At 50.6% G+C, this 25,550-nt stretch carries 21 protein-coding genes; 14 read left to right on the forward strand and 7 right to left on the reverse strand.

The window, feature by feature from the left end; all coding sequences use genetic code 11:
- The first annotated feature begins 4 nt into the window (after positions 1 to 4).
- A complete protein-coding gene (feoB, locus tag ACYVIY_RS06740) occupies positions 5 to 2,116 on the forward strand; it encodes a ferrous iron transport protein B (RefSeq protein ID WP_460975535.1) in 2,112 nt (703 codons plus the stop codon).
- 465 nt (positions 2,117 to 2,581) lie between these two features.
- Here feoB and ACYVIY_RS06745 read toward each other — a convergent pair whose 3' ends face one another.
- Positions 2,582 to 4,084 carry an NAD(P)H-hydrate dehydratase gene (locus tag ACYVIY_RS06745; RefSeq protein WP_460975536.1) on the reverse strand — a complete coding sequence of 501 codons (1,503 nt, stop codon included), beginning with the start codon at positions 4,082 to 4,084 and terminating at the stop codon, positions 2,582 to 2,584.
- Between the two features lie 113 nt (positions 4,085 to 4,197).
- Here ACYVIY_RS06745 and rplS point away from each other — a divergent pair, with 113 nt between their 5' ends.
- From rplS to ACYVIY_RS06760, 3 genes are all read left to right on the forward strand, one after another.
- Positions 4,198 to 4,569 carry a 50S ribosomal protein L19 gene (gene rplS / locus ACYVIY_RS06750; RefSeq protein WP_460975537.1) on the forward strand — a complete coding sequence of 124 codons (372 nt, stop codon included), beginning with the start codon at positions 4,198 to 4,200 and terminating at the stop codon, positions 4,567 to 4,569.
- Positions 4,570 to 4,730: 161 nt separating this feature from the next.
- Entirely contained in the window at positions 4,731 to 5,504 is a 774-nt protein-coding gene (gene dapF / locus ACYVIY_RS06755) for a diaminopimelate epimerase (protein ID WP_460975538.1), read from the forward strand.
- Positions 5,505 to 5,555: 51 nt separating this feature from the next.
- Entirely contained in the window at positions 5,556 to 6,485 is a 930-nt protein-coding gene (locus ACYVIY_RS06760; protein ID WP_460975539.1) for a bestrophin family protein, read from the forward strand.
- Here the strand turns inward: ACYVIY_RS06760 and ACYVIY_RS06765 are convergent, their stop codons facing one another.
- Positions 6,486 to 6,794 carry a rhodanese-like domain-containing protein gene (locus ACYVIY_RS06765; RefSeq protein ID WP_460975540.1) on the reverse strand — a complete coding sequence of 103 codons (309 nt, stop codon included), beginning with the start codon at positions 6,792 to 6,794 and terminating at the stop codon, positions 6,486 to 6,488.
- A 52-nt stretch (positions 6,795 to 6,846) separates the two neighbouring features.
- On the reverse strand, positions 6,847 to 7,221 hold the full coding sequence (locus tag ACYVIY_RS06770) for a hypothetical protein (protein WP_460975541.1): 375 nt from the start codon (positions 7,219 to 7,221) through the stop codon (positions 6,847 to 6,849).
- A gap of 166 nt (positions 7,222 to 7,387) precedes the next feature.
- Here ACYVIY_RS06770 and htpG point away from each other — a divergent pair, with 166 nt between their 5' ends.
- The 3 genes from htpG (at position 7,388) to ACYVIY_RS06785 (ending at position 14,550) form a co-directional block, all read left to right on the forward strand.
- Complete coding sequence (gene htpG / locus ACYVIY_RS06775) at positions 7,388 to 9,232, forward strand: molecular chaperone HtpG (RefSeq protein WP_460975542.1); 1,845 nt, start codon at positions 7,388 to 7,390, stop codon at positions 9,230 to 9,232.
- 236 nt (positions 9,233 to 9,468) lie between these two features.
- Complete coding sequence (locus ACYVIY_RS06780; protein WP_460975543.1) at positions 9,469 to 12,759, forward strand: SusC/RagA family TonB-linked outer membrane protein; 3,291 nt, start codon at positions 9,469 to 9,471, stop codon at positions 12,757 to 12,759.
- A gap of 18 nt (positions 12,760 to 12,777) precedes the next feature.
- Positions 12,778 to 14,550 (forward strand): RagB/SusD family nutrient uptake outer membrane protein, encoded by a 1,773-nt coding sequence (locus tag ACYVIY_RS06785; protein WP_460975544.1) that lies wholly within the window; start codon positions 12,778 to 12,780, stop codon positions 14,548 to 14,550.
- Positions 14,551 to 14,701: 151 nt separating this feature from the next.
- On the opposite strand, the gene ACYVIY_RS06790 is transcribed toward ACYVIY_RS06785, so the two are convergent.
- Both ACYVIY_RS06790 and ACYVIY_RS06795 read right to left on the reverse strand, forming a co-directional pair.
- Complete coding sequence (locus ACYVIY_RS06790) at positions 14,702 to 15,337, reverse strand: DUF4126 domain-containing protein (protein ID WP_460975545.1); 636 nt, start codon at positions 15,335 to 15,337, stop codon at positions 14,702 to 14,704.
- Positions 15,338 to 15,422: 85 nt separating this feature from the next.
- On the reverse strand, positions 15,423 to 16,910 hold the full coding sequence (locus tag ACYVIY_RS06795; RefSeq protein ID WP_460975546.1) for an ATP-dependent DNA helicase: 1,488 nt from the start codon (positions 16,908 to 16,910) through the stop codon (positions 15,423 to 15,425).
- Between the two features lie 152 nt (positions 16,911 to 17,062).
- Between ACYVIY_RS06795 and ACYVIY_RS06800 the strand changes: the two genes are divergently transcribed.
- From ACYVIY_RS06800 to coaD, 4 genes are all read left to right on the forward strand, one after another.
- Positions 17,063 to 17,500 (forward strand): CBS domain-containing protein, encoded by a 438-nt coding sequence (locus ACYVIY_RS06800; protein ID WP_460975547.1) that lies wholly within the window; start codon positions 17,063 to 17,065, stop codon positions 17,498 to 17,500.
- A 147-nt stretch (positions 17,501 to 17,647) separates the two neighbouring features.
- Entirely contained in the window at positions 17,648 to 18,133 is a 486-nt protein-coding gene (locus tag ACYVIY_RS06805; RefSeq protein WP_460975920.1) for an NUDIX domain-containing protein, read from the forward strand.
- A gap of 104 nt (positions 18,134 to 18,237) precedes the next feature.
- Positions 18,238 to 19,128 carry a DUF3822 family protein gene (locus ACYVIY_RS06810; RefSeq protein WP_460975548.1) on the forward strand — a complete coding sequence of 297 codons (891 nt, stop codon included), beginning with the start codon at positions 18,238 to 18,240 and terminating at the stop codon, positions 19,126 to 19,128.
- A 56-nt stretch (positions 19,129 to 19,184) separates the two neighbouring features.
- Positions 19,185 to 19,652 (forward strand): pantetheine-phosphate adenylyltransferase, encoded by a 468-nt coding sequence (gene coaD, locus ACYVIY_RS06815; protein WP_460975549.1) that lies wholly within the window; start codon positions 19,185 to 19,187, stop codon positions 19,650 to 19,652.
- Positions 19,653 to 19,689: 37 nt separating this feature from the next.
- On the opposite strand, the gene ACYVIY_RS06820 is transcribed toward coaD, so the two are convergent.
- Positions 19,690 to 20,397 (reverse strand): NUDIX hydrolase, encoded by a 708-nt coding sequence (locus tag ACYVIY_RS06820; protein WP_460975550.1) that lies wholly within the window; start codon positions 20,395 to 20,397, stop codon positions 19,690 to 19,692.
- 118 nt (positions 20,398 to 20,515) lie between these two features.
- Here ACYVIY_RS06820 and ACYVIY_RS06825 point away from each other — a divergent pair, with 118 nt between their 5' ends.
- Together ACYVIY_RS06825 and ACYVIY_RS06830 are read left to right on the forward strand one after the other, a co-directional pair.
- A complete protein-coding gene (locus ACYVIY_RS06825; RefSeq protein WP_460975552.1) occupies positions 20,516 to 21,805 on the forward strand; it encodes a hemolysin family protein in 1,290 nt (429 codons plus the stop codon).
- Positions 21,806 to 21,867: 62 nt separating this feature from the next.
- Complete coding sequence (locus tag ACYVIY_RS06830) at positions 21,868 to 22,203, forward strand: hypothetical protein (protein ID WP_460975553.1); 336 nt, start codon at positions 21,868 to 21,870, stop codon at positions 22,201 to 22,203.
- A 4-nt stretch (positions 22,204 to 22,207) separates the two neighbouring features.
- On the opposite strand, the gene ACYVIY_RS06835 is transcribed toward ACYVIY_RS06830, so the two are convergent.
- Positions 22,208 to 23,983, reverse strand: a complete 1,776-nt coding sequence (locus ACYVIY_RS06835) for an ABC transporter ATP-binding protein (protein WP_460975554.1) — start codon at positions 23,981 to 23,983, stop codon at positions 22,208 to 22,210.
- Positions 23,984 to 24,235: 252 nt separating this feature from the next.
- On the opposite strand from ACYVIY_RS06835, the gene ACYVIY_RS06840 reads away from it, so the two are divergent.
- Positions 24,236 to 25,483: a DUF2264 domain-containing protein gene (locus tag ACYVIY_RS06840; RefSeq protein WP_460975555.1), complete on the forward strand. Its 1,248-nt coding sequence runs from the start codon at positions 24,236 to 24,238 to the stop codon at positions 25,481 to 25,483.
- Positions 25,484 to 25,550: the final 67 nt, after the last annotated feature.

Raw genomic sequence — 25,550 nt, forward strand, 5'->3', positions numbered from 1 at the left:
TAACTTGAGTTCCCCTATAATTGCTCTTATCGGTAACCCAAACGCTGGTAAGTCCTCGCTGTTTAACCAACTGACGGGGCTACGGCAAAAAACCGGTAATTTCCCAGGCGTTACGGTTGACAAAAAATCAGGAACGTGGCCCATTGATGCTAACATCACGGCCACCGTCGTTGACTTGCCCGGTGTATACTCAATCTATCCAAAGTCGTTAGACGAGCAACTCGTCACCGACATTCTGGCCAATCCGGCCCATCCTGACTATCCTGACGTGGTGGTGGTGGTGGTAGATGCTTCGAATTTGCACCGTAATCTGCTCTTGTTCACGCAGGTCACTGATTTGGGTCTTCCGACCGTACTGGCTTTGAATATGCTGGATGTTGCCCGGCAGCAGTCGAAAGAAGTGAACAGTGTGCGGCTGGCCATGCGCTTGGGCGTTCCGGTCGTGCGGATCAATGCCCGAACCGGCGAGGGGGTTGATCAAGTCAGGAAGGCCGTCTTGGGTCAGATGAGGGAGCCAACCTTACCTGGCAAGTTATTTTTTGATCCCGCCGAAGAAGCGTCCGCCCTCATCGAAGACACCCGGCAGCAATACGAACTGGACAATAACTATCTGGCGCTTCAATACGTCATTCAGCACGACGGCTTTACGTTTCTGAACCGTTCGCAGCAGGTGGGTCTGGATAAGCTCATTGATCAGCATCAGTTTAGCGAAACGCCGTTTCAGGCGGGCGAAACCATAACCCGCTACAAACGTATTGCGTCCATTGTGGCGGAAGCCGTAGCCGACAACCGCCCGGTTAACCAACCTACCTGGAGCCAGAAGCTCGATCGGTTGCTGCTACACCCCATCTGGGGCTATGCCATCTTTGGGTTTATTCTGGTTCTGATCTTTCAGGCCATTTTCGCCTGGGCGCAGCCGTTCATGGATGCGATCGATACGGGCGTTGCCTGGCTGAACGGTGAGTTGAAAACACGTTTACCAGATGGGCCACTTACGGATCTGTTGACGGATGGCGTACTGGCCGGTATCGGAGGGATACTCGTATTTATTCCGCAGATTGCTTTTCTGTTTTTCCTGATTGCGCTGCTCGAAGAATCGGGATACATGTCGAGGGTAATGGTCATCATGGACCGGATCATGCGCAAGTTTGGCCTGAACGGCCGAAGCGTTGTTCCGCTCATTTCGGGTGTGGCCTGTGCCGTTCCAGCCATCATGGCGACGCGGAGCATTGGCACCCGGCGCGACCGGCTTATCACAATCCTGGTGACGCCCCTCATGAGCTGTTCGGCCCGCTTGCCGATCTATACCATTCTGATCGCGCTGGTGGTGCCGAATAGGCCTCTGCTGGGAATTTTCAACCTGCAGGGTATCGTATTAATGGGCTTATACTTGCTAGGCCTGGTAAGTGCCCTGGTTGCTGCCTACGTCCTGAAACAACTGTTACGTACCAAAGAACGCGGTTTCTTCATTATGGAACTGCCTACGTTCAAACTGCCGCGCTGGAACCACGTGGGTCTGACGGTATGGGATAGCGTTCGCTCGTTTGTCTGGGAGGCCGGCCGGGTTATTCTGGCGATTTCAATCGTTCTGTGGGTGCTGGCCAGCTATGGTCCTGGAAACTCAATGGACGAAGCCGAAGCCCGCGTACGACAGCAGACAGGCATAGCCGCCGATGATCTCGACAATCAGATTGCCTCGCAACGGCTCGAAGCGTCTTACGCGGGTCGGTTTGGCCATTTTATTGAGCCGAGCATTCGGCCGCTCGGATACGACTGGAAGATTGGCGTTGCCCTGCTCAGTTCGTTTGCGGCCCGCGAAGTATTTGTCGGTACGATGTCGACAATCTACAGCATTGGTGGTGGTGATGATGACGCGGGGACAACCATTCGGGAGCGGCTCCGCCAGGAGAAAAATCCGGAGACCGGCCAGGCTATGTACACACCGGCGGTAGCTTTTTCGCTATTAATTTTTTATGTTTTCGCAATGATGTGCATGAGCACGTTAGCGGCTACCCAGCGCGAGACGAAAAGCTGGAAATGGCCTGCTGTGCAACTCGCGTATATGATGATACTGGCTTATGGTTCTGCCTTTGTTACGTATCAGCTCATGAAGTAAGTCAGCATCGGTATGAAAACAAAAAGCCCCGTTGAAGATGCTTCAACGGGGCTTTTATATACTGAAAAAAAGACTACCATAATAATCCTTTAGAGATCAATGGGTAAATGAAGTGATAGATGATATAGGTGAACAAGCCTATTGTCAGGCCGCCCAGGGCGGTCGTTTGGTCAATGGATACCCGGGTTCTACGTGAACTCCGGTTAACCCGCCAATCTCTTTGTGCTGTATGCTTCATAGTATGTGTTGGAATGAGGTACTATCCCATACACAAATTTTAGACCGCATTCAGCCGCGCACATGAGTTACAGATATGTATTAAGTTAACGGCTTGTTACAACTAACTTTACGAATCTAATATTCGCTATATCCTGTCTAGTCCCTATATAATTCTATATAGCTATCTACTCTATCTGTGGAATAGTGTGGTGATGTTTCTACACTGCTGTCGCCCAAAATCCACAGCTACTCCCAACGTAACGCGCCAATAACATCAGAAGCAATCATACCAATCTGCCCCCGCTGTTTAGCTACGCGGTCTCCAGCCAGTCCATGCGCAAAGACGCCCAATACGGCAGCTTCCACTGGATCGTATCCCTGAGCCAGAAGGGCCGTCAGGATGCCAGTCAGGACGTCGCCCGTGCCGCCCGTGCTTAAGCCGGGATTACCCGTTGAGTTGAAATGAACTTCGCCACCGGGAGTTGCTACGGCAGTGTGGGCTCCTTTCAGGACAACCACTACTTGATAGCGCTGGGCGAAGTCGCGCAGCATCGTTAACTTTTCATAATCGTTTTCCCAGCTTTGCGTGAGTCGTTCAAACTCTTTCGGGTGGGGAGTAAGGATGCTGTTTTTGGGTAATAGGCTGAGCAAATCCCGATTTTCAGAAAGCAAATTCAAGGCGTCCGCATCTACGACTACTGGTTTCGTCAGGCTCGGCAAGAGTTCACGTAGTAAGGTCAGCGTCTCCGGGGCTTTACCAATACCGGGGCCTATACCTATGGCCGAATACGTTGTAAAATCGGGAACATCGATTTCGGTTCGTCCCGTCAGAAAGTTCGGATGCCGGTCGGGGCGGCACATGGCTTCGGGAACCGCAGTTTGCAGCACGTCGTAGCCACAACGTGGCACCTGAACACTCAACAGGCCCGCCCCGGCCCGTAGGCAGGCTTTGGCGGCCAGCACGGCCGCTCCCATTTTTCCGTAACTTCCCGCCAGCAGCAAGGCATGACCAAAGGAGCCTTTATTAGAAAATCGATCGCGGGTGCGAAGCAGTAGACGGGCTTCTCGCGGCTGCGTGTAAAAATAAGGCGTTGGCGCAGTATCGATGTAGCGTTTCGACAAGCCAATCGTCACTACGTGCCAATTACCGACGTAACGACCATTTTTAGGCAGCATAAAGGCCAGCTTAGGCAATTGAAACGTAACGGTATGATCGGGCTCAATAATGACGTCATCCTGCTGATTAGGCTGGTCGGCATACAGACCACTCGCAATATCGACCGAGACAACCGTAGCCGGAGCCCGGTTTATACTCTCAATAACACTTTTCACAATGCCTTCGGTTGGGCGCGATAAACCGGAACCTAGAATGGCATCGATCACCACCTCGTTGTGCCGAATGGCGGGTACGTCACGCGGATCTTCGATGTAGTTGAGTCGTTCGGTAACGAGTTTCAGGCGACGATGGTTGTGCATGAAGTCGTTGGACTCGCGGGGAGCGTAACGCACTACGTGGACTTCGATCGGATACGCCCGTTCCAGCAGCAGCCGGGCAATGGCCAGGCCATCGCCCCCGTTGTTTCCCAGCCCGCAGAAAACCTTCGTAGAGGTGGTGTTGGGGAAGCGATCAACAAACCAGTCAACGAACGACAGCGCTGCTCGCTCCATAAGGTTGATAGGAGCAATAGGCTCATGCTGAATGGTAAATTGATCGAGTGCGCGGATCTGATCAACGTTCAGTATCTTCATAAATTGGGTGTCGTCACCTAGTGTAATTTTACAAAAGTATTTTCTCCCCGCTAAAAATTTACTATCTTTGCGGCTCATTTCGCAAATAGTTATCTGGCGATTTATATACGGTCATGAGCGAGTTAATCAAATTAGTGGAGGCAGACAACGCGCAGCGTCGCGCCGAGATGCCCACGTTCCGGGCGGGCGATACGGTGAACGTACACGTCAAAATCCGCGAAGGAAATAAGGAGCGTATTCAGATTTTTACGGGTACGGTTATTCAACGCCGGAACCCAAGCAGCGGTGGCGAAACGTTCACCGTTCGTAAAGTATCGAATGGCGTTGGTGTAGAACGGATCTTCCCGTTGCTGTCGCCCAATGTTGACAAGGTTGAGGTTGTCCGTTTAGGCAAAGTTCGCCGTGCACGCTTGTTCTTCCTGCGCGGTCGTCAGGGTAAGGCTGCCCGCCTGAAAGAGCGTAAGCCAAAGGCAGTAGCTGCTTAATTGCTCTCAAGCACCCATCTTCCAAAAGCTGTCTGTAAAGGCGGCTTTTTTTATTAGTTATAAAGTTGTAAAGTCGAAGAGTTGTATAGTTGCTGGCGCTCGTAGCTCAACTGGAAGAACTTTACAATGCTGTAACTTTATGGCTTTACAACTTTTTTACGATGAACTTCTCAAAATACCAGGGCACCGGAAACGATTTTGTTTTAATTGATGACCGGACCGGCGAATTTCCGGCTACAGATCAGCGGCTGGTTGAACAGCTCTGTCACCGTCGGTTCGGCATTGGGGCCGATGGGCTGATTTTGCTGCAAACGGACCCGAATTACGATTTTCGGATGGTGTATTTTAATGCCGATGGTGCCGAAGGGAGCATGTGCGGAAACGGCGGTCGCTGCATTGTTCGGTTTGCCCACGACCTGGGAATTTTCGACACACACACACGCTTTATCGCTGTAGACGGTGAGCACGTAGCGGAAGTTAATGAACAAGGCGTATCGTTGAAAATGAGCGACGTAACGGGCATTGAAGAGCGCAACGGCCTGACCTTTCTGAATACCGGATCACCCCATGTCGTTCGGTTTGTCGATGATCTGGAGTCGCTCGACGTCGTTGCCGAAGGGCGAGCCATCCGGTACAGCAGTGCGTTTCAGCCGGGAGGCACAAACGTCAACTTCGTTCAGGTCGTTGGTGACAATACGTTGTTTGTCAGGACGTATGAGCGTGGGGTTGAAGACGAAACGTACTCGTGCGGTACAGGGGTAACAGCGGCTGCTTTAGTGGCCTGCCAGCAACTCGGCCTGCTAAGTCCTGTGTCGATTCGGACGATGGGCGGGAATTTACAGGTCGCGTTTACCTCTCAGCAAACCGGCGGTTTCACCGACGTATACCTCATTGGGCCCGCTGCCTATGTGTTTGGCGGGGAAGTAACTATTTAGCTGAATAGGTAGTTCGTCCTAACAGAAATCTCTTATTCACTCACTCAACGGATGATTATTTATAAGTCGAAAGATTGGTTACCGGCCATCTGGCATTTTCATACGGGCCCTACGGCGATTTCATTACTACGCCGGTTGCTGGTTGTGTTTGTCTACGTTGTCATTATTACCATCATTGAACTTAGGTATCAGGACCTGCGGCTGAAAGATACGCCGACCGCTTTTCTGGGAGCGATGGGTATTCTGCTGAGTTTGCTGCTCCTCTTTCGCACCAACACCGCTTACGACCGTTTTTACGAAGGACGGCAGGCATGGGGAATGCTCGTAAACAATACCCGAAATCTAGCCATCTTTTACAATGCCGTTCTGCCAGTCGATGACAAGGACAATCGGCTCTTTTTTGCAAAAACGATTTCTAATTTCCCGTTTGCGTTGAAAAATCACCTCCGTGATCAGTCCGGAACGGATGAGCTTGACATGATTGAAGAAGGAGAACGGCGGAGTCTCGCTAACTTCGATCACAAACCGTCGGGGGTGTCGAGCCAGCTCTGGATACGAAGCGAGGAATTGTATCGGCAAGGTGTTCTATCCAACTCGCAGCATATCAACTTGAATCGATACCTGGGTAGCTTAATCGATATCGCCGGTATCTGCGAACGCATCAAGAGTACGCCGATCCCATTTTCGTACAATCTGTTTATCAAGCTGTTTATTATGCTGTACGTGGGGGTGCTGCCGTTTACAGTCATCGAAGTATACGGTTATTTAACTATCCCGGCTGTGCTGCTAACGTCGTATATTCTGGTCGGCCTCGAAATGATCGGGGAAGAAATTGAGGAGCCTTTCGGTTTTGAACGTAATGATTTGCCTTTGAATCAACTCAGCCAACTGATTCGGGTAAACGTACACGATATTCTACAGATTGACTTGCCGAACCTTGAAAAGCAAGCAGCCAAGCCAGGATTTACGATCGTAACCTAGCTAGTCTTCGGCTTCGATGATGCCGCCCTGTATGTGGTAAATGACTTTGTCGCGGAATTCGGGCTGACGTAACAGATCTTTTGCCGCTACCCGACTGCGGACGCCATTTGTACACATTACCACAATGGACTCGTACGGCAGCAACTCGTCCTTACGAGCCCGAATGTCGGGCAAGGGAATGTTTAACCCCCCCAGATTGAACTCATCAAATTCCCATTCGTCCCGTACGTCCACAAGAACCAGGTGGGGTTGCTGGCGAAGGGCTTCGAGTTCACGTAACGGTATGTCAGTGTATGGTTGTGTTGTCATACACTGACATAACCGTCATTTTCGGGTCGCTGTTCCCATCGGGCGCAACTTGTTAACGGTCGCTGATGGAAAGAATTTCGATCTCGTCAACCTGAGGGCGGCTTCCCCACCCACACTCCAGCGCAACCTGTCGGCCTGTTTTATAAAACCGAATTCGGACCGGTTTCTGGGCAGAGTAGCGTTGCTCGGCGGGAATGCTGGATAAGGCATTCTGCAGAATTGGCAACGAACTCGCGGTTGGTTTGTACTGGATAAGTGGAGTGGAGGAGCCTTCCGACTCGATTCGGACAGATTCTTCGCAGCCGTCAACCGGTAGACTATTGCCGGTAATAATCGCAAGGGCTTCCTGCTCAGGAGACGAGAGCGTTGTTTTTTTGGACTGACAACCGAATAGGGCTGCCAGAATCAGGAATATGGGCAGTTTCATAATCTCGTTTTTAGGATAAAGACCCGCTTACTGCACAACAGGTTGTAAGGTTAGTATATAAACCTGATTTCTGTCAATCTGTCAGCCTAATTTATCCTGGAACAGGATTTGTTCCCCACCGGTAGCCAACTATCACAAGCATTTATTCCTTACTCATTTCTAACTTATGGAAGCCATACAGAATGAAAAAGGCGAGTCCACGCGGGGCCAGATCTCGATCCATACCGAGAATATCTTCCCGATTATTAAGAAATTTCTCTATTCCGATCACGAAATTTTTCTACGAGAGCTTGTCTCCAATGCTGTTGATGCAACCCAAAAACTGCGTCAACTTTCCTCATTCGGTGAATTTGGTGGCGAACTGGGCGAGCTGAAAGTAACCGTTTCGCTCAATGAAGAAGCCAAAACCATAACCATCAGCGACAATGGCATCGGTATGACCGCCGATGAAATCAAGAAATACATCAACCAGATTGCCTTCTCCGGTGCAACGGACTTTCTGGAAAAATACAAAGACAAAACCGACGACAAAGGGCAAATTATCGGCCATTTTGGGCTCGGTTTCTACTCGGCATTCATGGTGGCCGAGTCGGTCGAAATCGTTACGAAGTCGTACCGCGACGGGGCACAAGCTTCTCGCTGGATTTGTGATGGCTCAACCGAGTTCGAACTGACGACTGCCGAACGTAGTGAACGCGGTACCGATGTGATCCTGCACATTGCGCCTGATTCCGAAGAATTCCTGGATAAAAGTCGGCTGCGCGGCATTCTCGATAAATACGCGCGTTTCTTGCCCGTGCCGATCGAGTTTGATGGGCAGACGGTCAATACAACCACGCCGATCTGGACGAAAGCGCCCGGCGACCTGACCGACGAGGACTACAAAACGTTCTATCGCGAGTTGTACCCAATGAGCGAGGAGCCTTTGTTCTGGATTCACCTAAACGTTGACTATCCGTTCAATCTGACGGGTATTCTGTACTTCCCGCGCGTTAAAAATGAGCTGCGTTTCCAGCGCGAAAAAATCCAGCTGTACAGCCGCCAGGTATTCATTACCGACGAAGTAAAAGACGTAGTGCCCGACTTCCTGATGATGCTGCACGGCGTCATCGATTCGCCGGATATTCCGTTGAACGTATCGCGCAGCTTTTTGCAGGCTGATGCGAACGTGAAGAAAATTAATGGCTACATCACCCGGAAAGTGGCCGATAAGCTGAACGAGTTATTCAACGCCGACCGCAAAGCGTTTGAAGAAAAATTCGATGACATCGGTCTCTTCATCAAGTACGGTATTCTGAGCGACGATAAGTTCTGGGAGAAAGCAAAGAACTTCGTCTTGCTGAAGGATACGGAAGGAACCTATGCCACGCCCGACGAATACCGGGAAAAGATTCAGGCGAACCAGACCGATAAGAACGAAACGCTGGTGCTGCTTTACACCACCGATCGCAAGCAGCAGGATGCCTATATTGAGTCGGCTCGTCGGCGTGGGTATGACGTACTGGTTATGGACAATGTCATTGATCCGCACTTCATCAATGCACTCGAATACAAACTCGAGAAAGTACACTTTGTGCGCGTCGATGCCGATACACTCGATAAACTGATCGACAAAGGCCTCAACAACGAGAGCGTGCTGTCGGAAGATGACCGGACGAAGTTAAAAGAGGCCTTTGAGCAGGTGCTGGATAACAAAACGTTGACCGTAAGCATCGAAGCGCAGCCTACTGATGAGCTACCGGTTACCATTACCCAGCCCGAGTTTATGCGTCGGATGAAAGATATGTCGGCCTTATCGGGTGAGCAGTCGTTCTACGGTAACCTACCGGCAAGCTACAACGTTGTCGTGAACGCCAACCACCCATTGATCGGTAAAATTATCGCCGAAACAGATGCCGATACGCAGAAGGCGTTGATCAAGCAAGTCTATGACCTGGCCTTACTGGCGCAGAACATGCTAACCGGTGCTGATCTGACCGCCTTCGTGCGCCGGACGGTTGCCAGCCTTTAATACGTACGATTTATAAAAATAGAACGCCCGACACTACGCAGTGTCGGGCGTTTTTGCATATATAACCTGCTGATTTTGTTAAGTTTTACGTTGCATTCAAAACAGCGCTATTCTTGATTATCTGATTAGATCTATATTATCTCTACAAATGAGACATATTATATTTTTTCTGGATATAAACATAAAAATACAGTAACTATTAGTAGGGTTTGTCTTAGCTGCATAAACCCTACATTATGAAACACATCTATCGTATTTTTTCCTCAGTCTGGTTTCGTCCTAGGCTGGTAATCTTACCGGCGTTGCTCGTTGGCTTGTTTACTAGCGGGAATAGTCTCGCGTCCCCAGTCAGCCTGAACCCAGCAGAACTAGCTGTACCGGCCGATGAAACCATTACGGGTACCGTTACCGACGAAACGGGCGCTGGCCTGCCCGGCGTGAGTGTGGTAACGAAAGGAACGCAGCGCGGCACAACCACCAACGCCGATGGCCGCTATACGCTTACAGTACCCAGTAACGGAGCCGTACTGGTATTCTCCTTCGTTGGGTACATAACCCAGGAAGTAACGATTGGCAATCTGCGCACGGTCAATGTGTCGCTCAAGGCCGACCAGAAAACCCTTAATGAAGTAGTCGTTGTCGGCTATGGCGTGCAGAAGAAAGCCAACCTGACCGGGGCCGTCGATATGATCACCAGTGACGTATTTGACAACCGGCCGATGACCAACCTGAATCAGGGACTTCAGGGGGTTTTGCCGAACTTGAATATTAAAATGGGGGACGGAAAACCGAATCAGGCTCCCAGTTTCAACATTCGCGGCACTACGTCGATTGGTCAGGGCGGTAGTGCTTTGGTATTGATCGACAACGTAGAGGGCGATCCGAGTTTGATCAACCCCAACGACATTGCCAGCATTACGCTTCTGAAAGATGCCGCTTCGGCCTCGATTTATGGAGCGCGTGGCGTTTTTGGCGTCGTACTTATCACCACCAAAAATCCAACCGTAGGCCGGACGAACGTTACGTATTCCAGCAATTACTCCTTTAAAAGCCCGATTGCCAAACCCGATCTGGTCACCGATGGCTATACCTGGGCCTCCATGTTTGCCGAATCGTTCGTCAACTTTGGCGGGACATTTCCCCAGAATGCCAACAAAACCCTTAAGTTTTCGCAGCCTTATCTGAATGAGATCAAAAGACGGTCGGAAGTGGGTGGCTTGCCAGAGGTCGAAATTGACCCGGTTACTGGCGAGTACGTGTATTACGGCAATACGGCCTATTACGACTTATTGTATAAACCCCGCACGCAGGCCAACGAACAGAATCTGAGTATTTCGGGCAGCACCGACAAAGCCAGCTACCTGGTCACCGGTCGCTATTACGGTCAGAATGGACTTTTCCGTTACAATTCCGACGATTATCGGGTATTCAACTTCATGGGTAAGGGATCTATTCAGGCGTTTCCGTGGCTGAAGATCAATAACATGACGCAGTACTCCGATATGTTTTATCACAACCCATCCAACGTGGGCGAAGGCGGTGGTATCTGGCGTAACATTGCCGACGAAGGTCACCCTTTATCACCTTTGTTGAACCCCGATGGGACTCTGACCGCGTCGGCTGCCTATACCGTTGGTGACTTCTACTATGGCAAAAATGGCATCGATAACAACAAGCGGATTTTTCGGAATACGACCGGGTTTGTTACCCAGTTCTTCGGGGATAAGCTTAGAATTAAAGGGGATTTCACGATTCAGAACACCGATAACAACGACCGGGCCAAGGCTGTCCCTGTGCCGTATAGCATTAAACCCGGCGTGATCGCCTACGTAGGCACGACGACAAATTATATTGGAGAGACGTACCGGGAAACGGCCTACATGACCACCAATTTTTACACCGAATACGAGAACACGTTTAAAACGGATCACTACGTAAAAGTGCTGGCTGGTTATAACTACGAGCAGTCTAATTACAAACGACTACAGGCGCAGCGGAACGGGCTGATTTTCGAAGATGCCAACGATATCAACTTAGCCCTCGGCCAGTCGATCACGACAACGGGCGGCTGGGAACGGTGGAAAATACAGGGTGGTTTTGCGCGACTCAATTATTCGTTCAAAGACCGCTATCTGTTCGAAGTAAACGGCCGATACGATGGCTCGTCTAAATTTCCGGCTAACCAGCGATTCGCCTTTTTTCCGTCGTATTCAGTTGGCTGGCGGGTGTCGAAAGAGCCGTTCTGGAAGGTGTCCGACCAGGTTGTTTCGGATTTAAAATTTCGGGCTTCGTATGGCTCATTGGGCAACGGAAACATCAACTCGTATGCGTACTTAGAGCAATTCAACATTTCGCAGTCGTCCGTTATCCTGAACGGTCAGCGGCCACAACAAACCCGGAACCCAACGGTATTGCCCGAAGGACTAACCTGGGAAACGGCGACCACGAAAAACGTCGGCATCGACTTATCCATGCTGTCGAACCGGCTGAATTTTGTGGCCGACGCGTACATCCGTACCACAACGGATATGTTTACGGTTGGTTTAACCCTGCCCGCCGTTTTTGGTGCCACTGCCCCTAAAGGAAACTACGCCAATCTGGAAACCAAAGGCTGGGAAGCCATGCTGTCGTACCGGGATAAGTTTTCGCTCGGTGCCAAACCCTTCAATTACGATCTAAGACTGACGCTGGCCGATTACACCTCCGTCATTACTAAATACAACAATCCGCAAAAGCTGTTGACCGATTACTACGAAGGCCAACGCCTGGGTGAGATCTGGGGTTATACCACCGATGGGTTCTTTACATCGGCTGAGGACGTGAAAAACAGTGCCAGCCAGAATCTGTTCCGAACGGCCTCCAGCGGCCTGTGGTTTCCCGGCGACATCAAGTTCAAGGATGTGAACGGCGATGGCTCCATTACGCCCGGTACAGGGCGGGTCGAGAACCCCGGCGACCGGTCGATTATCGGCAACTCGACACCTCGATATTCCTACGGGGCCATGATCGGGGCTGACTGGAACAACTTCTTCTTCTCGGCCTTTTTGCAGGGCATCGGCAGTCAGCAGTGGTACCCAAGTGGTGAAGCCAGCCTGTTCTGGGGGCAATACAACCGGCCCTATGGCGGCATCCCCAAAAGTCAACTCGGCAATATCTGGACGGAAGAAAACCCGGATGCATACTTCCCCCGCTACGTATCGCGTCTGGCCAGTAATGCCAACGGTACGCTGATTGCTCCGCAGACCCGTTACCTGCAGAGTGTGGCCTACCTGCGCCTGAAAAACATTCAGATCGGCTATAATCTGCCCCGTACCCTTATTTCCAGGATTAAGGCGTCTGCCGCGCGTGTATATGTTTCAGCCGAAAACGTCTGGACGGTGTCTCCGCTGTTCAAACGCACCCGCGATTTTGACGTTGAAAACGCCGTTGCATCCGATCAGGTATTTAATCCAAACGGAAACTCGGGCGATGCCTACAATTACCCCCTGATGAAGAGTGTTACCTGTGGTTTATCCATTACGTTCTAACCACTTAAAGAAGCAATCATGAAACTGAACTATATCCTTGTTTTACTAGCCACAGTGTTTTGTATAAGCTGTGACCTGGAGGAACTACCGGAAGCTACCACCACCAAAGGGCCTATCTTCGGCAGTGAGAGTGGCCTGGTACTGTATACCAACTCGTTTTACACGATGTTTAACGGCAAAAACCTGCACCGGGCCGATGCTATGTCTGACTACCTGGCCCGGAAAGACACGCCACCATTCATCACCGAAGGCAATTATAGTCCGCAGGTAAGCACGGGCTGGAGTTGGTCCGACCTGCGAAACATCAACTATTTCATCCAGAACTGCACGGACCCCAAAGTGCCGGTGGCAGTCCGGAAAAACTACCTCGGTATTGCCCGGTTTTTCAGAGCCTGGTTCTATTTTGATAAGGTAAAACGGTTTGGCGACGTACCCTGGTATGGAAAAGCCCTTGATGTGAGCGATACAGAGTTGCTGTTTAAGGCACGCGATTCGCGCACGATGGTGATGGATTCGGTACTGGCCGATCTGGATTATGCTTGTCAGAACATAACCACGACCAGCGAGCCTTCGCGGAGTTTAGTGACCAAATACGTAGCGTATGCGTTCAAGGCGCGGGTAAGCCTGCACGAAGGAACCTTTCGAAAATACCACGCCAATTTAGGTTTGCAGGCATCGGCGGAAGGTTTACTGAATCAGGCTGCCGTAGCCGCAAAAAAGGTTATTGACGAGGGTGGCTATAAACTCTACGACGGTTCCGGGCTGGACAAATCGTACCGGCAGGTATTTATCAATCCGGCTCCGATAGCCACCGAAGTTATGCTGTCGGCCGTACTGGATCTGGCGCTGAACAACTTAAGTGACGCGAACTGGTACTGGACGAGTGGTACGTATGGGGATAAGGCCAGTTTTATCCGCACCTTCGTCAATACCTACCTGAACATTGACGGTACGCCTTTTACCAACAATCCAGCCTATAAAACCATGCTGTTTAAGGATGAGGTAAAAGGGCGGGATAAGCGGCTTCAGCAAACCATTCGCACCGGCGATTACAAACGAACCAATGCCGGCGTATTGGTGCCGTCGCCCCCGCTTTTCTCCTATACATTCACGGGCTACATGCCCATCAAGTGGGCGTTGGACGATATGTACTACGATACCCGGGATTTGAACATCAACTCGGTTAGCATCTTTCGGTATGCAGAAGTTTTGTTGAACTACGCTGAAGCCAAAGCCGAATTGGGAACTCTCACCGATGCCGACTGGGCCTTGACCGTTGGAGCATTGCGGAAGCGGGCAGGTATTACGGGGGGACTAAGCGCAAAACCCGTTGTCGTTGACCCGTATCTGCAATCCAAGTATTTTCCGGGTATCAACGATCCTGTCATTCTGGAAGTACGGCGGGAGCGGGGCATCGAATTATGTCTGGAAGGATTCCGCTTCGACGACATCGTCCGCTGGAAACGGGGCGAACTGATGCAAATGGAATGGAACGGAATGTACGTACCCGAACTCAATACGCCCATGGACTTAAATGAAGACGGCATCCTGGACGTAGCGTTCTATAAAACGACACTACCCGCCAACCGGCCAGCGGGCGTAACCTACGTAGACGTTTCGCCCGTAGTAGCCGGTAAGCCCAATTCGCAGCTGTTGTCTGGCGAAACGTCGGGAGAACTGACTTGGCTGAATAATATTCCCCGGAGATGGACGGACAAAAATTACTATTATCCCATTCCTACGGGTGACATCATTACCAATCCCAAACTGCTGCAAAATCCCGGCTGGTGAGCCTTCGTAATTAGTAAGAATAGCTAACACGTATCGTAAGCGACTGAAGTTTGGCGACAAATTTCAGTCGCTTAGGTTTACGGCATATAGTAACCATTAATTTTTAAGTCAGAATCGCGATTAACAACGTAGTAGATAGGCGTGATACAGGTCAGGCTTGCCCATTCCGGCTACGTGGTATCTGAGAAACTACAGTTCCGGCGGACTTATTGGTAGCCTTTGTAAACCATACTTTCCGGCGAGCGATAAGCCGTCCAATGATGAAGATCAGCACCAGAGCCACTAATACAACCGCAATTAACGGCAGTAACACCGCGAAGATGGACAGCCCAACCGACGCTACGTTCTCACCGGTAGCGACTACGGGATTAGCTACACCGCCCGTGGTCGCCGTTGACCCAAGACGTAACAAGCTGGTTCCGGCCTGAATAACACCCGCCGATCCCCCGCCCAGCATGAGGCCTAATCCCCAATGTATGACTGGGTTGTCGATGTGCAGAAAGGACGTACTCAGCAGAGTTCCAGCGGCTATAGAAGCTGGTGTCGCTAGTGTATCAAGTAGGTTATCGAGCCAGGGAATGTAGTACGCGCCTACCTCGAATACGGTAGCCACGGCGAGTCCGCCAATGGTTGGCCATCCGCTTATCCACTCGAAACCCGACACAGGTCCAACAAGACCGAACTTCGTCGCCAGACTGGCGATCAGTAGGGGGACAAACACCCGAAACCCGCAGCAGGCGGCCAAACCAACACCAACACAGGCACTAATGAACCAATCAATTGTCATGGTTGTGAATGGGTTTTATGAAGCGTATGTGCAGTTTCTAAAAACCACCATACCGTTACAATAAACCCGTTTCATAGCCAAAGGTTTACCCAAAAAACTGCGGGTTGAAGTTCATCAGGAAGGCCTCGTCGGTAGCGCGGGTTAGGGCCGTGTAGAGCCAGCGGACGAATTCATCGTTTACCTGACCATCGGGCAGAAAGCCCTGATCGACGAACACCGCGCTCCACTGACCGCCCTGCGCTTTGTGGCACGTTAGGGCATACGCAAACTTGACCTGTAAGGCGTTCAGATACGGGTCGCGTCGCATGGCTTCGGTGCGCTCCTTTTTGCTCTTGATGTAAAAATAATCCTTCATCACGCTTTCGTACAAGGCCTTATACTGATCCGAAGTCAGCGACGGCACGGGTGAGTGAAGCGTATCGAGCATAATCTTGGCGTCGAAATCAGGTTGGTCTTCGTAATCGACCAGACGTAACGTAACGGTGGCAAAGCGGAAACCATGCTGCTCCTCTTTATTTCGAATCTTCAGCACTTCGGCAAACTCGCCATTGGCCAAAAAGCCAGCCGGTGAGTCTTCATCAAGTATGGTATAGTTGTTACGGGCAATCATCAGCATATCGCCCGCATCGAGTTCTTCTTCGCACTGGTCAATCATCCGCCGAACAAACTGGTTGTACTGGACGGCCGTTTTGTTGGAACGGCAGATAATCGCCGTATTTTCACGACCGTATTTGTCGTAAGCGTATCGAATACCATCTTCCAGCTTAGTCAGAGGCATTTTATAAATATCCTGAAACGACCGGACGTTGAGCTGAATATCGGGAGTGCCCGTTGCCGCAGGTGCATTATCGCTCAGGAGGGCGTCGAAGCCAACGGCTTTTGGGGTTAACTGCGGCTCATCCAGCAGCATGCGTAAGCCCGTGGCGTTATACAAAATACCCGATTCTTCGTCTTGCCGCATTACTTCGGTCAACTCCTGTTCATACACCGTCATGTCGAATGAGCTGGCTAAAAAGCCCTGATCAAGAGCCGGGCTTAAGTCCCGGCCAACGGGCGGCAACTGGGCCGTATCGCCCACGAGCATAAGCTTGTTCCCTGGATTCTCGAATACGTAGTCGATAAGATCTGTAAGCAGTCCTTTACCGCCAAAGTCCGCTTCGTCGGAGATCATAGAAGCCTCATCGACGATGAATAGGGTATCTTCGTGGTAGTTCTTCTGGCGCTGAAACGCGAGCGTTCCCGAACCTGGGTCGGCCACCTGTCGGTAAATTTTTCGGTGGATCGTTTGGGCGGGTTTCTTGGCGTAGTTCGCCATTACTTTGGCGGCCCGGCCCGTAGGGGCCAGCAACACCGATTTATACCCGAAACGCGGGAGAACTTTGATGAGCGTTCCGACGAGGGTGGTTTTACCCGTACCGGCGTATCCACGTAGCAGAAAGCAGTCGCGGTAGTGCTCAAAATCTTCGTGGGTGATGAACGCGCCGATTTTTTCAAAAAATTGCTCCTGGCCGGGTGTGGGTTTGTAAGGGAAGCGTTTAGCCAGCAAATGCGCGGCCGTTTGGGTTTCGTTCATGCTTCTAAGTTACAAAAAAAGCGGCAAAAAAGGAAGCCTGATCCGGGCCAAACAGGACGTCGGTCGACAAATAATATTTGTGCTTTTCGAGGGGGAGCTTTACTCGGTTCGCCTTTTTTCTTACATTCACCTGCACTAAATCCTTCACGCACATGAATGTACGACAAATTCTTCAGGGAAAAGCGGTTAACGCCCTGTACGCGGTCTCTTCCGACCAAACCGTTCTGGATGCGCTCCGGCTGATGGCCGAAAAAAATATCGGTGCGGTACTAGTCGTAGACCAGGGTGAGCTGACGGGTATCTTTTCCGAGCGCGATTACGCTCGGAAGATTGTCTTAAAAGACCGGCACTCCGACGATACGCGGGTTGCCGACGTAATGACGGCTAATGTCATCACCATTGAGCCTGATCAGAGTCTGGAAGATTGCATGCTGATCATGTCGGACCGGCACATTCGCCACCTGCCCATTGTTGACAAGGGAGAGTTAGTGGGTATCATCTCCATCAATGACGTAGTTACCTCCATTATCCGGGATCAGAAGAGCCGCATTGACTCGCTGGAGAGCTACATCTCAGGCAGTCCCTACTAACCCGTTAATCCTATCATTGAACAGCCGGGCAGTCACTTTGTCGTTCATAACGAATAAACTGACAGACTCTTTTGTACCTTTGCGTCCCGAAATAGGAAGAGCATTGTGACGCAAGTAGTTGAAAAGCCCGGTTTAAGTGCCGGTACAATGGATTCGCCCCGAGAAGAGGTATTTAAACTGTATGGAAATCGGTTACGACTGCGCGTCTGTGGCCTCTACCGGGAAGGTGACCGTTTGCTGATGGTGCGCCACCGGGGGATTGGCGTAACTGATACGTTCTGGTGCCCGCCGGGTGGTGGACCTCAGTTTGGCGAAACCGCTCCCGAAGCCCTCGTTCGTGAGTTCATTGAAGAAACGGGTCTCGAAGTCGAAATTGGGAAGCTGCTCTTCGTCAATGAGTTTATGCAGTCCCCTTTGCACGCGATGGAGTTGTTCTTCGACGTAAAGGCGACGGGTGGGTTCATTCGGCAGGGCATCGATCCGGAAATGGGTTTAGACGAACAGATTATTCAGGACGTACGGCTGATGAGCTTTGCAGAAATAAAAAGCTACCCGCCCGAAGAGGTGCATGCCGTATTCCGGCACTGTCAGTCACTGGATGATGTGTTCAATCTGCGCGGCTACCTGCATTAACTGGCCTAAACTTATTTCGCAACGGCGTTATCCTGATACAAGCTGTTAAACTTTTCGTATGTTTAGTAGCTTCTTTTGAAATACATTTTACCTGCCCTGAATTCGTGCAACTTGCTGTGACTTTAGCACCGACTGTTACTATTCGTTCTCACTCATTCGACTCAACGGATACCGCAAAATCCGTGTTGTGTCTGGAAGTGGGCCGGGATCGGTTTCGGTTTGTAGTGCAGAACGCACAGCGACGGAGCGTCTATCTTGAAGAGTACACCTTTCCGTCGTTATTAACCGAACGGCCGCTGGTCAATGTGCTGCCCGATGTGTTCCGGGGGCATGCTGTGCTGTCGGCCGGGCCATGGCAGGAGATTCGGGTAGGCGTTAATTCCCCCTCGTTTACGCTGGTGCCCAAGCAATTGTACAGGAAAGAGTACGCAGGCAGTTACCTGGCGTTGATGCGGGGTAATCCGCTGCCTGCTCATGAGTTCGCTCAGGCGTATGCCCATGAATCCGAAGATTTTCTGTCGGTTTTCAACCTGGAGCATCCACTCGCAGACTATTTTTCGGAAGCCTATCCGCTCCAGCCGCTTACGTTTGTCCATCAAATGGGCGCTCTGATTCAGGCCACAGCCCGTCTGGATCGTCAATCGCTTACGCCAGCAGCCATTCATCTGTACTTCGAGGATGAATTTGTTTCGATTATTTATCGGAACGAGCGACAGCTTCGGTACTGTAATCGCTTTGGTTATAAAAATGTGCAGGATTTAGCCTACTACGTTTTGTATGTGCTCGATGAACTGGCGTTACGTCCCGAAGCGCTGAATGTGCTGCTCTACGGCGAGATTACACCATTCGCCGAGCAGTATGCCGAACTGAGTCGCTTCCTGCCGAATTTAACGTTTGGTCATTTACCCTCCGGATTGACGATGGCTAAGGAGTTCGACGAGCTTCCTGAGCATCGCTACCTCAGTTTATTTGGTCTGGCATTACTTAGCGAATAAGCAGAAGAGGGGATAAGCAACCCCAAAATCACTACTTTGCTCGTTCACGCACTGATATGAAGCGTATCGCCTTGTTCCCCGGCTCTTTTGATCCATTTACCAAAGGCCACGAAGACATTGTCCTGAGAGGGCTTAATCTGTTCGACGAAATTGTAATTGGTATTGGCCGGAATGCCCGAAAGGAACGGTATTTTCCGCTGGAGCAGATGACGATTTTGATTGAAGAAGCGTTTCGGGACTATCCGGCCGTACGTGTAATCAGCTACGACGATTTAACGGCCAGCGTAGCCCGCGCCGTTGGCGCGCGGTTTCTGTTACGTGGTCTTCGGAACACTACTGATTTTGAATACGAAAATGGCATTTCGCAGGTAAACCGCTACGTAAACGAAGACGTTGAAACGGTATTTCTGATTACCTCGCCCCATCTGGCACCGATCAGCTCGAGCATCATTCGTGATCTCCACCGCTACGGTCAGAAAGTGGATGACTTTCTGCCGTACCGCCTGGAACAGCCAAAAGAATAATTCGTTCGTAAGTATAGGCTTATCCAAACCAAACGGGTTAGTAGTTGCGTGCGTCCAGTTCTTTGAGTTGGTCGATTACGTAACGAATGGAACTGAACGAGTTGGTGAGCGCCAACTGCGTTTCCCGGCGGTCGAGCCAGGCCAGTTTTTCGATGTCCTCATCCTCCTGAGGAGCCATGCCACTGTCGTCGATTACGCTCATCAGATACCACTTGGTGCGTTTCAGAATACGACTACCGTTGAGCGTGTAGGTATGCCAGGTCGTGCAGATGCGCTCGCCTACGGCTACTTCAACGCCGGTTTCTTCTTCGACTTCGCGGGCGGCTCCCTGTCGGGACGACTCGTCCTCATCCAGCTTGCCTTTGGGCAGATCCCAGACGCCCCGCCGAAACATTAGCAGCATCTGGTTATCTTTAACGACCACACCACCCGCGGCTTTGACGATTTTAAACGGCTTTTTTATTGCGTTTTCGCAGGCAACTTTGTCGAGACAGCCCAGGGTAACCGACAGCAACTGGTTCGCATCCGCTTTCTGAAGAAGGAGCAGTAATTTCTCGATAGTAGCAGGAGTCGAGTTCAGCACAAGCAGATGCCCGTGCAACATATCGGCTTTGAGTGCCTCAAGGCGGGCGTCTACGATTTGATCATAATCTTTAAACGCCTTTGGGTCTGAAGGATCAGTTAGTTGAGAAGCGGCTTTAGGGCCAACGAGCCGGATTGGGCGGTCGTTTATAAAGACAATCATTGACGCAATGAGCAGTTCGGGCTGTAAAAGTAGTAAAACAGAAGCGCTATCACACAGTTGAACCCATTACAAACAGTTTGAGTTTACTATTTTTGCAACAAGCCAACCTTCTCCCTTTGTGGAACTTCTTATCATTCTTTTGTTAACAATTCTGAACGGAGTGTTTTCGATGTCAGAAATCGCTCTGGTTTCATCCCGTAAATCCAAGCTGGAAACGGCGGCCAAGAACGGAGACCGCCAGGCGCAGACCGCCCTCGACTTATTCAATTCGCCCAACCGGTTTCTGTCGACGGTGCAGATCGGTATTACATTAATTGGCATCTTGCTGGGTATTTTTTCGGGCGATAAGCTGACAACCGACGTTCAGAATTTTGTAGCCCAGGTTGAGGTGTTCCAGCCGTACGCTCATTCGATCGCGGTTGTGCTGGTGCTACTGTTGCTTACGTATTTATCGCTTGTTTTCGGCGAATTGGTCCCCAAACGTATCGGTCTTTCCAATCCCGAAGGGATCGCCAAAACGGTGGCTGCTCCCATGAATATCCTGTCGAGGCTGACCTCGCCGTTCATCGCGCTGCTCACGGTTTCCAGCGATTTGCTGCTGAAACTGCTGCGGATACGGCCGAACGAGAGTGCCGTTACCGAAGAAGAAATCAAAAGTTTGATTCAGGAAGGAACATCGGGGGGGGCCATCGAAGAAATCGAACAAGAGATTGTGCAGAACGTGTTCCAGCTTGGCGATCGGAAGATTACGTCGTTGATGACCAACCGTCAGGAAATTATCTACCTCGATCTGGAAGACGATCCGGCTGAGAATAAACACAAAATATTGGAGTACAAGCACTCGGTGTACCCGCTTTGCGCCGGTAGTGTCGACGATGTTGTAGGCCTGATTTACTCAAAAGATCTGCTGGGTAAAGACCTTGATTCGGAATTGCTGCACCTGACTGATTTTAAACGCGAAGCACTTTTCGTTCCGGAAAATAATCGGGCGTATCAGGTACTTGAACGATTCCGGGAACGCAGGCAGTACGTCGGCGTTATTGTCGATGAGTACGGGGGTGTACTCGGCGTAGTTACGCTTAATGACATTCTGGATGTGCTGGTTGGCGATATCAACGACGACAGCGATTCGGATTACGAAATCAGGGAACGTGAAGATGGGAGCTATCTGATTGATGCTCAGATTCCTTTTGAAGATTTTCTGTCCTATTTCGAGATTAACATAACGGCTCAAAACCGCCGGGATTTAACCGGATTTGATACGCTGGGCGGGTTTGCCCTGCATATTCTCAAAGACATTCCGCAGGCGGGCGAATCGTTTGTCTGGCAGAATTACCGGTTTGAAATCGTGGATATGGACAAGAGCCGAATTGACAAGATGCTGGTGCGTAAACTAGACGAAGAATAAGCTTCTCTAAAACAGTCAATTGATGTTGTAGGTTATTGTGATGAACCAGAATCTCAATAACCATGCGACGCTTCATCCCCGACTCATCTGATTTAGGCGGCACTCCATCGCCCCAACGGTCTAGCCGCGAGGTACCATCCGTACTGGAAAATGATCCGCACGCCGACGAAGAAATCATCAATCAGCAAGCGGGTGAACAATACCCGAAGGCGGTAGAGGAACCCGCTGCTGAGGCTAAAATCGCGCCCGATAATCTGGCCGATTCGATTGCGTACGCGATAGACGGCAGCGGCCCGGGCCCAACCAACGATCGTCCCAATGTCTCGGGGCATAAAACCATTACGGAGGGTATCACCGGGGCCAGTCTCGATGAAGAAGAGGACGCACTGCGAACGTAGTACGTCATACCACTTCTTTGTACTGCATCCGGTACAGATTCGCGTAGAAACCTTCGCGCTGGAGCAATTCTTCGTGATTGCCCTGCTCGACAATACGTCCTTTATCAACGACGATGATGTTATCGGCCTTTTGGATAGTCGATAATCGGTGCGCAATCACAACCGCCGTACGGCCTTTCATGAGCTTGCTAATGGCGTTTTGGATCATCTCTTCGGTTTCGGTGTCAACCGAAGACGTAGCTTCGTCCAGCACAATGATTTTTGGGTCCTGCACCATCGCCCGAACGAACGAAATGAGCTGACGCTGGCCAACCGATAGGGTAGCCCCGCGTTCCATTACGTTGTACTCGTAGCCGCCCGGTAGTCGCTCGATAAAATCATGGACGCCTACCAGTTTGGCGGCTTCAACGATTTTATCGCGTGTAATTCGTTTGTCGCCCAGCGTAATGTTGTTCTCGATGGTGTCAGAGAACAGAAATACGTCCTGTAAAACTACGCCTATATTTCGGCGTAGATGACCGAGCTCATAGTCATGGACGTCAAGCCCATCGACCAGAATTTCGCCTTTATTTATGTCGTAGAACCGGCTCAGCAGGTTAATAATTGATGATTTACCCGCACCAGTGGCACCCACAAACGCTACGGTTTCGCCGGCCTTAACCCGGAACGAAATGTCACGTAATACATAGTCTTCGTCATTGTAGGCAAACCAAACGTTTTTGAATTCGACCTCGCCCCGTAACGTAGCGGGAGCATGGGTGCCGTTGTTGGCCGTAAACTCGTCGCTGTCGAGGAGTTTAATGATCCGGTCAGTGCTGACGATACCCATCTGAAGCGTATTGAACCGATCGGCCAGCATTCGGATCGGGCGGAAGAAGAGGTTGATAAACATCACAAAGGCCGTAACCGTACCGAACGTAATGTCTGAGTTTATAATCTGTTTTGCGCCGTACCAAACGACCAGTCCAACGGCTACGGCTGATATAATATCGGCCACGGGATAGTACACCGAATAATACCAGATCGAGCGAATATTGGCCTGCCGGTGTTCATTATTGATTTCCCGAAACTTGTCAGCTTCAATTTTTTCGCTGCTGAAAATCTGCACGATGTTCATGCCCGTGATGTGCTCCTGTACAAACGAGTTCAGATTCGCCACCGCCGTACGCACTTCATTGAACGATTTCTTAATCTTCTCTTTGAAGACATACGTACTAAACAGCATCAGCGGAATCGTCGATAAGCTGATGGCCGCCAGTCGCCAGTCGGTGTAGAACATGACACCGATAATCAAAACCAGTTGTAGAATATCACCGGCAATGGCCGCCATGCCTTCACTGAATACGTCGGCCAGGGTTTCGACATCCGAGATGGAGCGCGTAACCAACCGGCCAATGGGCGTATTGTCGAAAAATTTAAGCCGGAGTTGTAATATCTTGCGATACAGTTGCACCCGAATATCCCGAATGACGTACTGCCCCAGCCAACCTGATAAATACGTATTTAAGAATTGAATGACAGCCTGCGCCACCAGTACCCCGATCATAATGGCCAGCATGACGGTCAGTTGCTGGTAATCGCCCACGGCAATAACATTGTCGATCGTATGCCGGATGAGCAAGGGCGTCAGCGGGGCCAGGCAGGCCGCCAACATAATAATGCCGATTAAGAGATAAAAACGGGTTTGATACGGCTTAACAAACGTATAAAGTCGACGGAGAATCTCCCAGTCAAATATTCGACCGGCCGGCGACCCGGCGCTTTTCTGTTCTTGGTTCACGGGAAAGCAAAAATGGCGAGTTTAGGGTGTAACAGCATTTTACATCCGAACGTTTCCACTTTGGCGCGATACTGAGAATTGTATGAGAAAGGAGACAGGTAGCCCCTTGGAGATAGGTGATACGTAGTTGTAAACAGAAAAAAGAGAGAGTATTCAATTTTTGTACTAACTGATTTACGTAACCAGACCTATGAACTTCCAGCCGTTTAGTTAAAACAGGGCGGTTGCTGGGAAACCGGTTACAAACTATGTATGAAACGAAGAACATTTAGCCGGTTGGCGCTTGCCATGCCGTTAGGATTAGGAAGTACGCAGGCGAACGCGTTGACTATTCATTCGGGTTCCTCAACTGATGGGAAAGACGATCGTACGTATTGGCTGCAAACCTTGTTGAAAGTTGCTGATCCGGTACTAGTGGCTTTGTCGCAGAACAAGCTAAAGGCAACGATGCCGGTTGAATCAGCACCGGGACAGTTGGAAAGTCGAAAAGCGGTATCACACCTCGAAGCCCTCGGCCGAACAGTGGCTGGACTAGCTCCCTGGCTTGAGCTAACGGCTGATAATTCGGCAGAGGGGCGTTTGCGGCAGCGTTATTTCGAGTTGACATGTGCTGCTATTGCCAATGGCGTCAACCCCAATTCGCCCGATTATCTGAATTTTACGATAGGTGGTCAGCCCTTAGTGGATGCCGCGTTTCTGGCGCATGGCTTACTGCGGGCACCTAAATTGTGGAGTGCATTGAGTGCCTCGGAACAGACGAATCTGATCAAGGCGTTGCAGTCGACTCGGGTGATTAAGCCAGGCTATAGCAACTGGTTGCTGTTTAGTGCCATGATAGAAGCCGCTTTGCTGAAGTTTATGGGCTCGGGCGATGAACTGCGCATGGATTACGCCATTAAGCAACATTTAAACTGGTATAAGGGAGACGGAGCCTATGGCGATGGCCCCGATTTTCACTGGGACAACTACAACAGCTACGTTATTCAACCGATGCTGCTGGATGTCGTCAAGACGCTGCTGGATGCTGGTAAAGCCGAAAAGAGCCTGTTCGATACGTTGCTGGCAAGAGCCCAGCGGTATGCTATTATTCAGGAACGTATGATCGGCGCTGATGGCTCGTTTGCGGCTTTTGGGCGATCATTGGCGTATCGATGTGGCGCTTTTCAGTTGTTATCACAGATAGCGTTGCAAGGATATTTACCGCCTGACGTAACGCCAGGGCAAGTTCGATCCGCCTTAACGGCCGTGATCCACCGCACAATGGATGCGCCGGGTACATTCGACAAAAACGGTTGGCTGCAAATCGGCCTGTGTGGGCATCAACCAGCTATTGGAGAGACCTATATTTCGACGGGCAGCCTGTATTTGTGTTCGGTCGCTTTCCTTCCACTTGGCTTACCCGCTACCGACGCGTTCTGGTCAGCACCTACGGCAGACTGGACAGCCAAGAAAATTTGGTCGGGGCAGGATGTAAAAGCCGATCATGCCATCAAGGGCTAAAGCTCATACAATTAAAAAGCCATGTACAGGTTGCACATGGCTTTTTGATTGTCAGCTTGATCACTCA

The sequence above is a fragment of the Spirosoma knui genome (assembly GCF_054780635.1).

Bases quoted from the DNA above. Each gene is read 5' to 3' on its own strand.
- ACYVIY_RS06840 (WP_460975555.1), top strand. From the start codon at position 24,236: ATGAAACGAAGAACATTTAGCCGGTTGGCGCTTGCCATGCCGTTAGGA.
- ACYVIY_RS06770 (WP_460975541.1), bottom strand. From the start codon at position 7,221: ATGAAACTGCCCATATTCCTGATTCTGGCAGCCCTATTCGGTTGTCAG.
- ACYVIY_RS06765 (WP_460975540.1), bottom strand. From the start codon at position 6,794: ATGACAACACAACCATACACTGACATACCGTTACGTGAACTCGAAGCC.
- htpG (WP_460975542.1), top strand. From the start codon at position 7,388: ATGGAAGCCATACAGAATGAAAAAGGCGAGTCCACGCGGGGCCAGATC.
- ACYVIY_RS06820 (WP_460975550.1), bottom strand. From the start codon at position 20,397: ATGATTGTCTTTATAAACGACCGCCCAATCCGGCTCGTTGGCCCTAAA.
- ACYVIY_RS06790 (WP_460975545.1), bottom strand. From the start codon at position 15,337: ATGACAATTGATTGGTTCATTAGTGCCTGTGTTGGTGTTGGTTTGGCC.
- ACYVIY_RS06780 (WP_460975543.1), top strand. From the start codon at position 9,469: ATGAAACACATCTATCGTATTTTTTCCTCAGTCTGGTTTCGTCCTAGG.
- dapF (WP_460975538.1), top strand. From the start codon at position 4,731: ATGAACTTCTCAAAATACCAGGGCACCGGAAACGATTTTGTTTTAATT.
- ACYVIY_RS06760 (WP_460975539.1), top strand. From the start codon at position 5,556: ATGATTATTTATAAGTCGAAAGATTGGTTACCGGCCATCTGGCATTTT.
- ACYVIY_RS06805 (WP_460975920.1), top strand. From the start codon at position 17,648: ATGGATTCGCCCCGAGAAGAGGTATTTAAACTGTATGGAAATCGGTTA.
- rplS (WP_460975537.1), top strand. From the start codon at position 4,198: ATGAGCGAGTTAATCAAATTAGTGGAGGCAGACAACGCGCAGCGTCGC.
- ACYVIY_RS06745 (WP_460975536.1), bottom strand. From the start codon at position 4,084: ATGAAGATACTGAACGTTGATCAGATCCGCGCACTCGATCAATTTACC.
- ACYVIY_RS06800 (WP_460975547.1), top strand. From the start codon at position 17,063: ATGAATGTACGACAAATTCTTCAGGGAAAAGCGGTTAACGCCCTGTAC.
- ACYVIY_RS06830 (WP_460975553.1), top strand. From the start codon at position 21,868: ATGCGACGCTTCATCCCCGACTCATCTGATTTAGGCGGCACTCCATCG.
- coaD (WP_460975549.1), top strand. From the start codon at position 19,185: ATGAAGCGTATCGCCTTGTTCCCCGGCTCTTTTGATCCATTTACCAAA.
- ACYVIY_RS06785 (WP_460975544.1), top strand. From the start codon at position 12,778: ATGAAACTGAACTATATCCTTGTTTTACTAGCCACAGTGTTTTGTATA.
- ACYVIY_RS06795 (WP_460975546.1), bottom strand. From the start codon at position 16,910: ATGAACGAAACCCAAACGGCCGCGCATTTGCTGGCTAAACGCTTCCCT.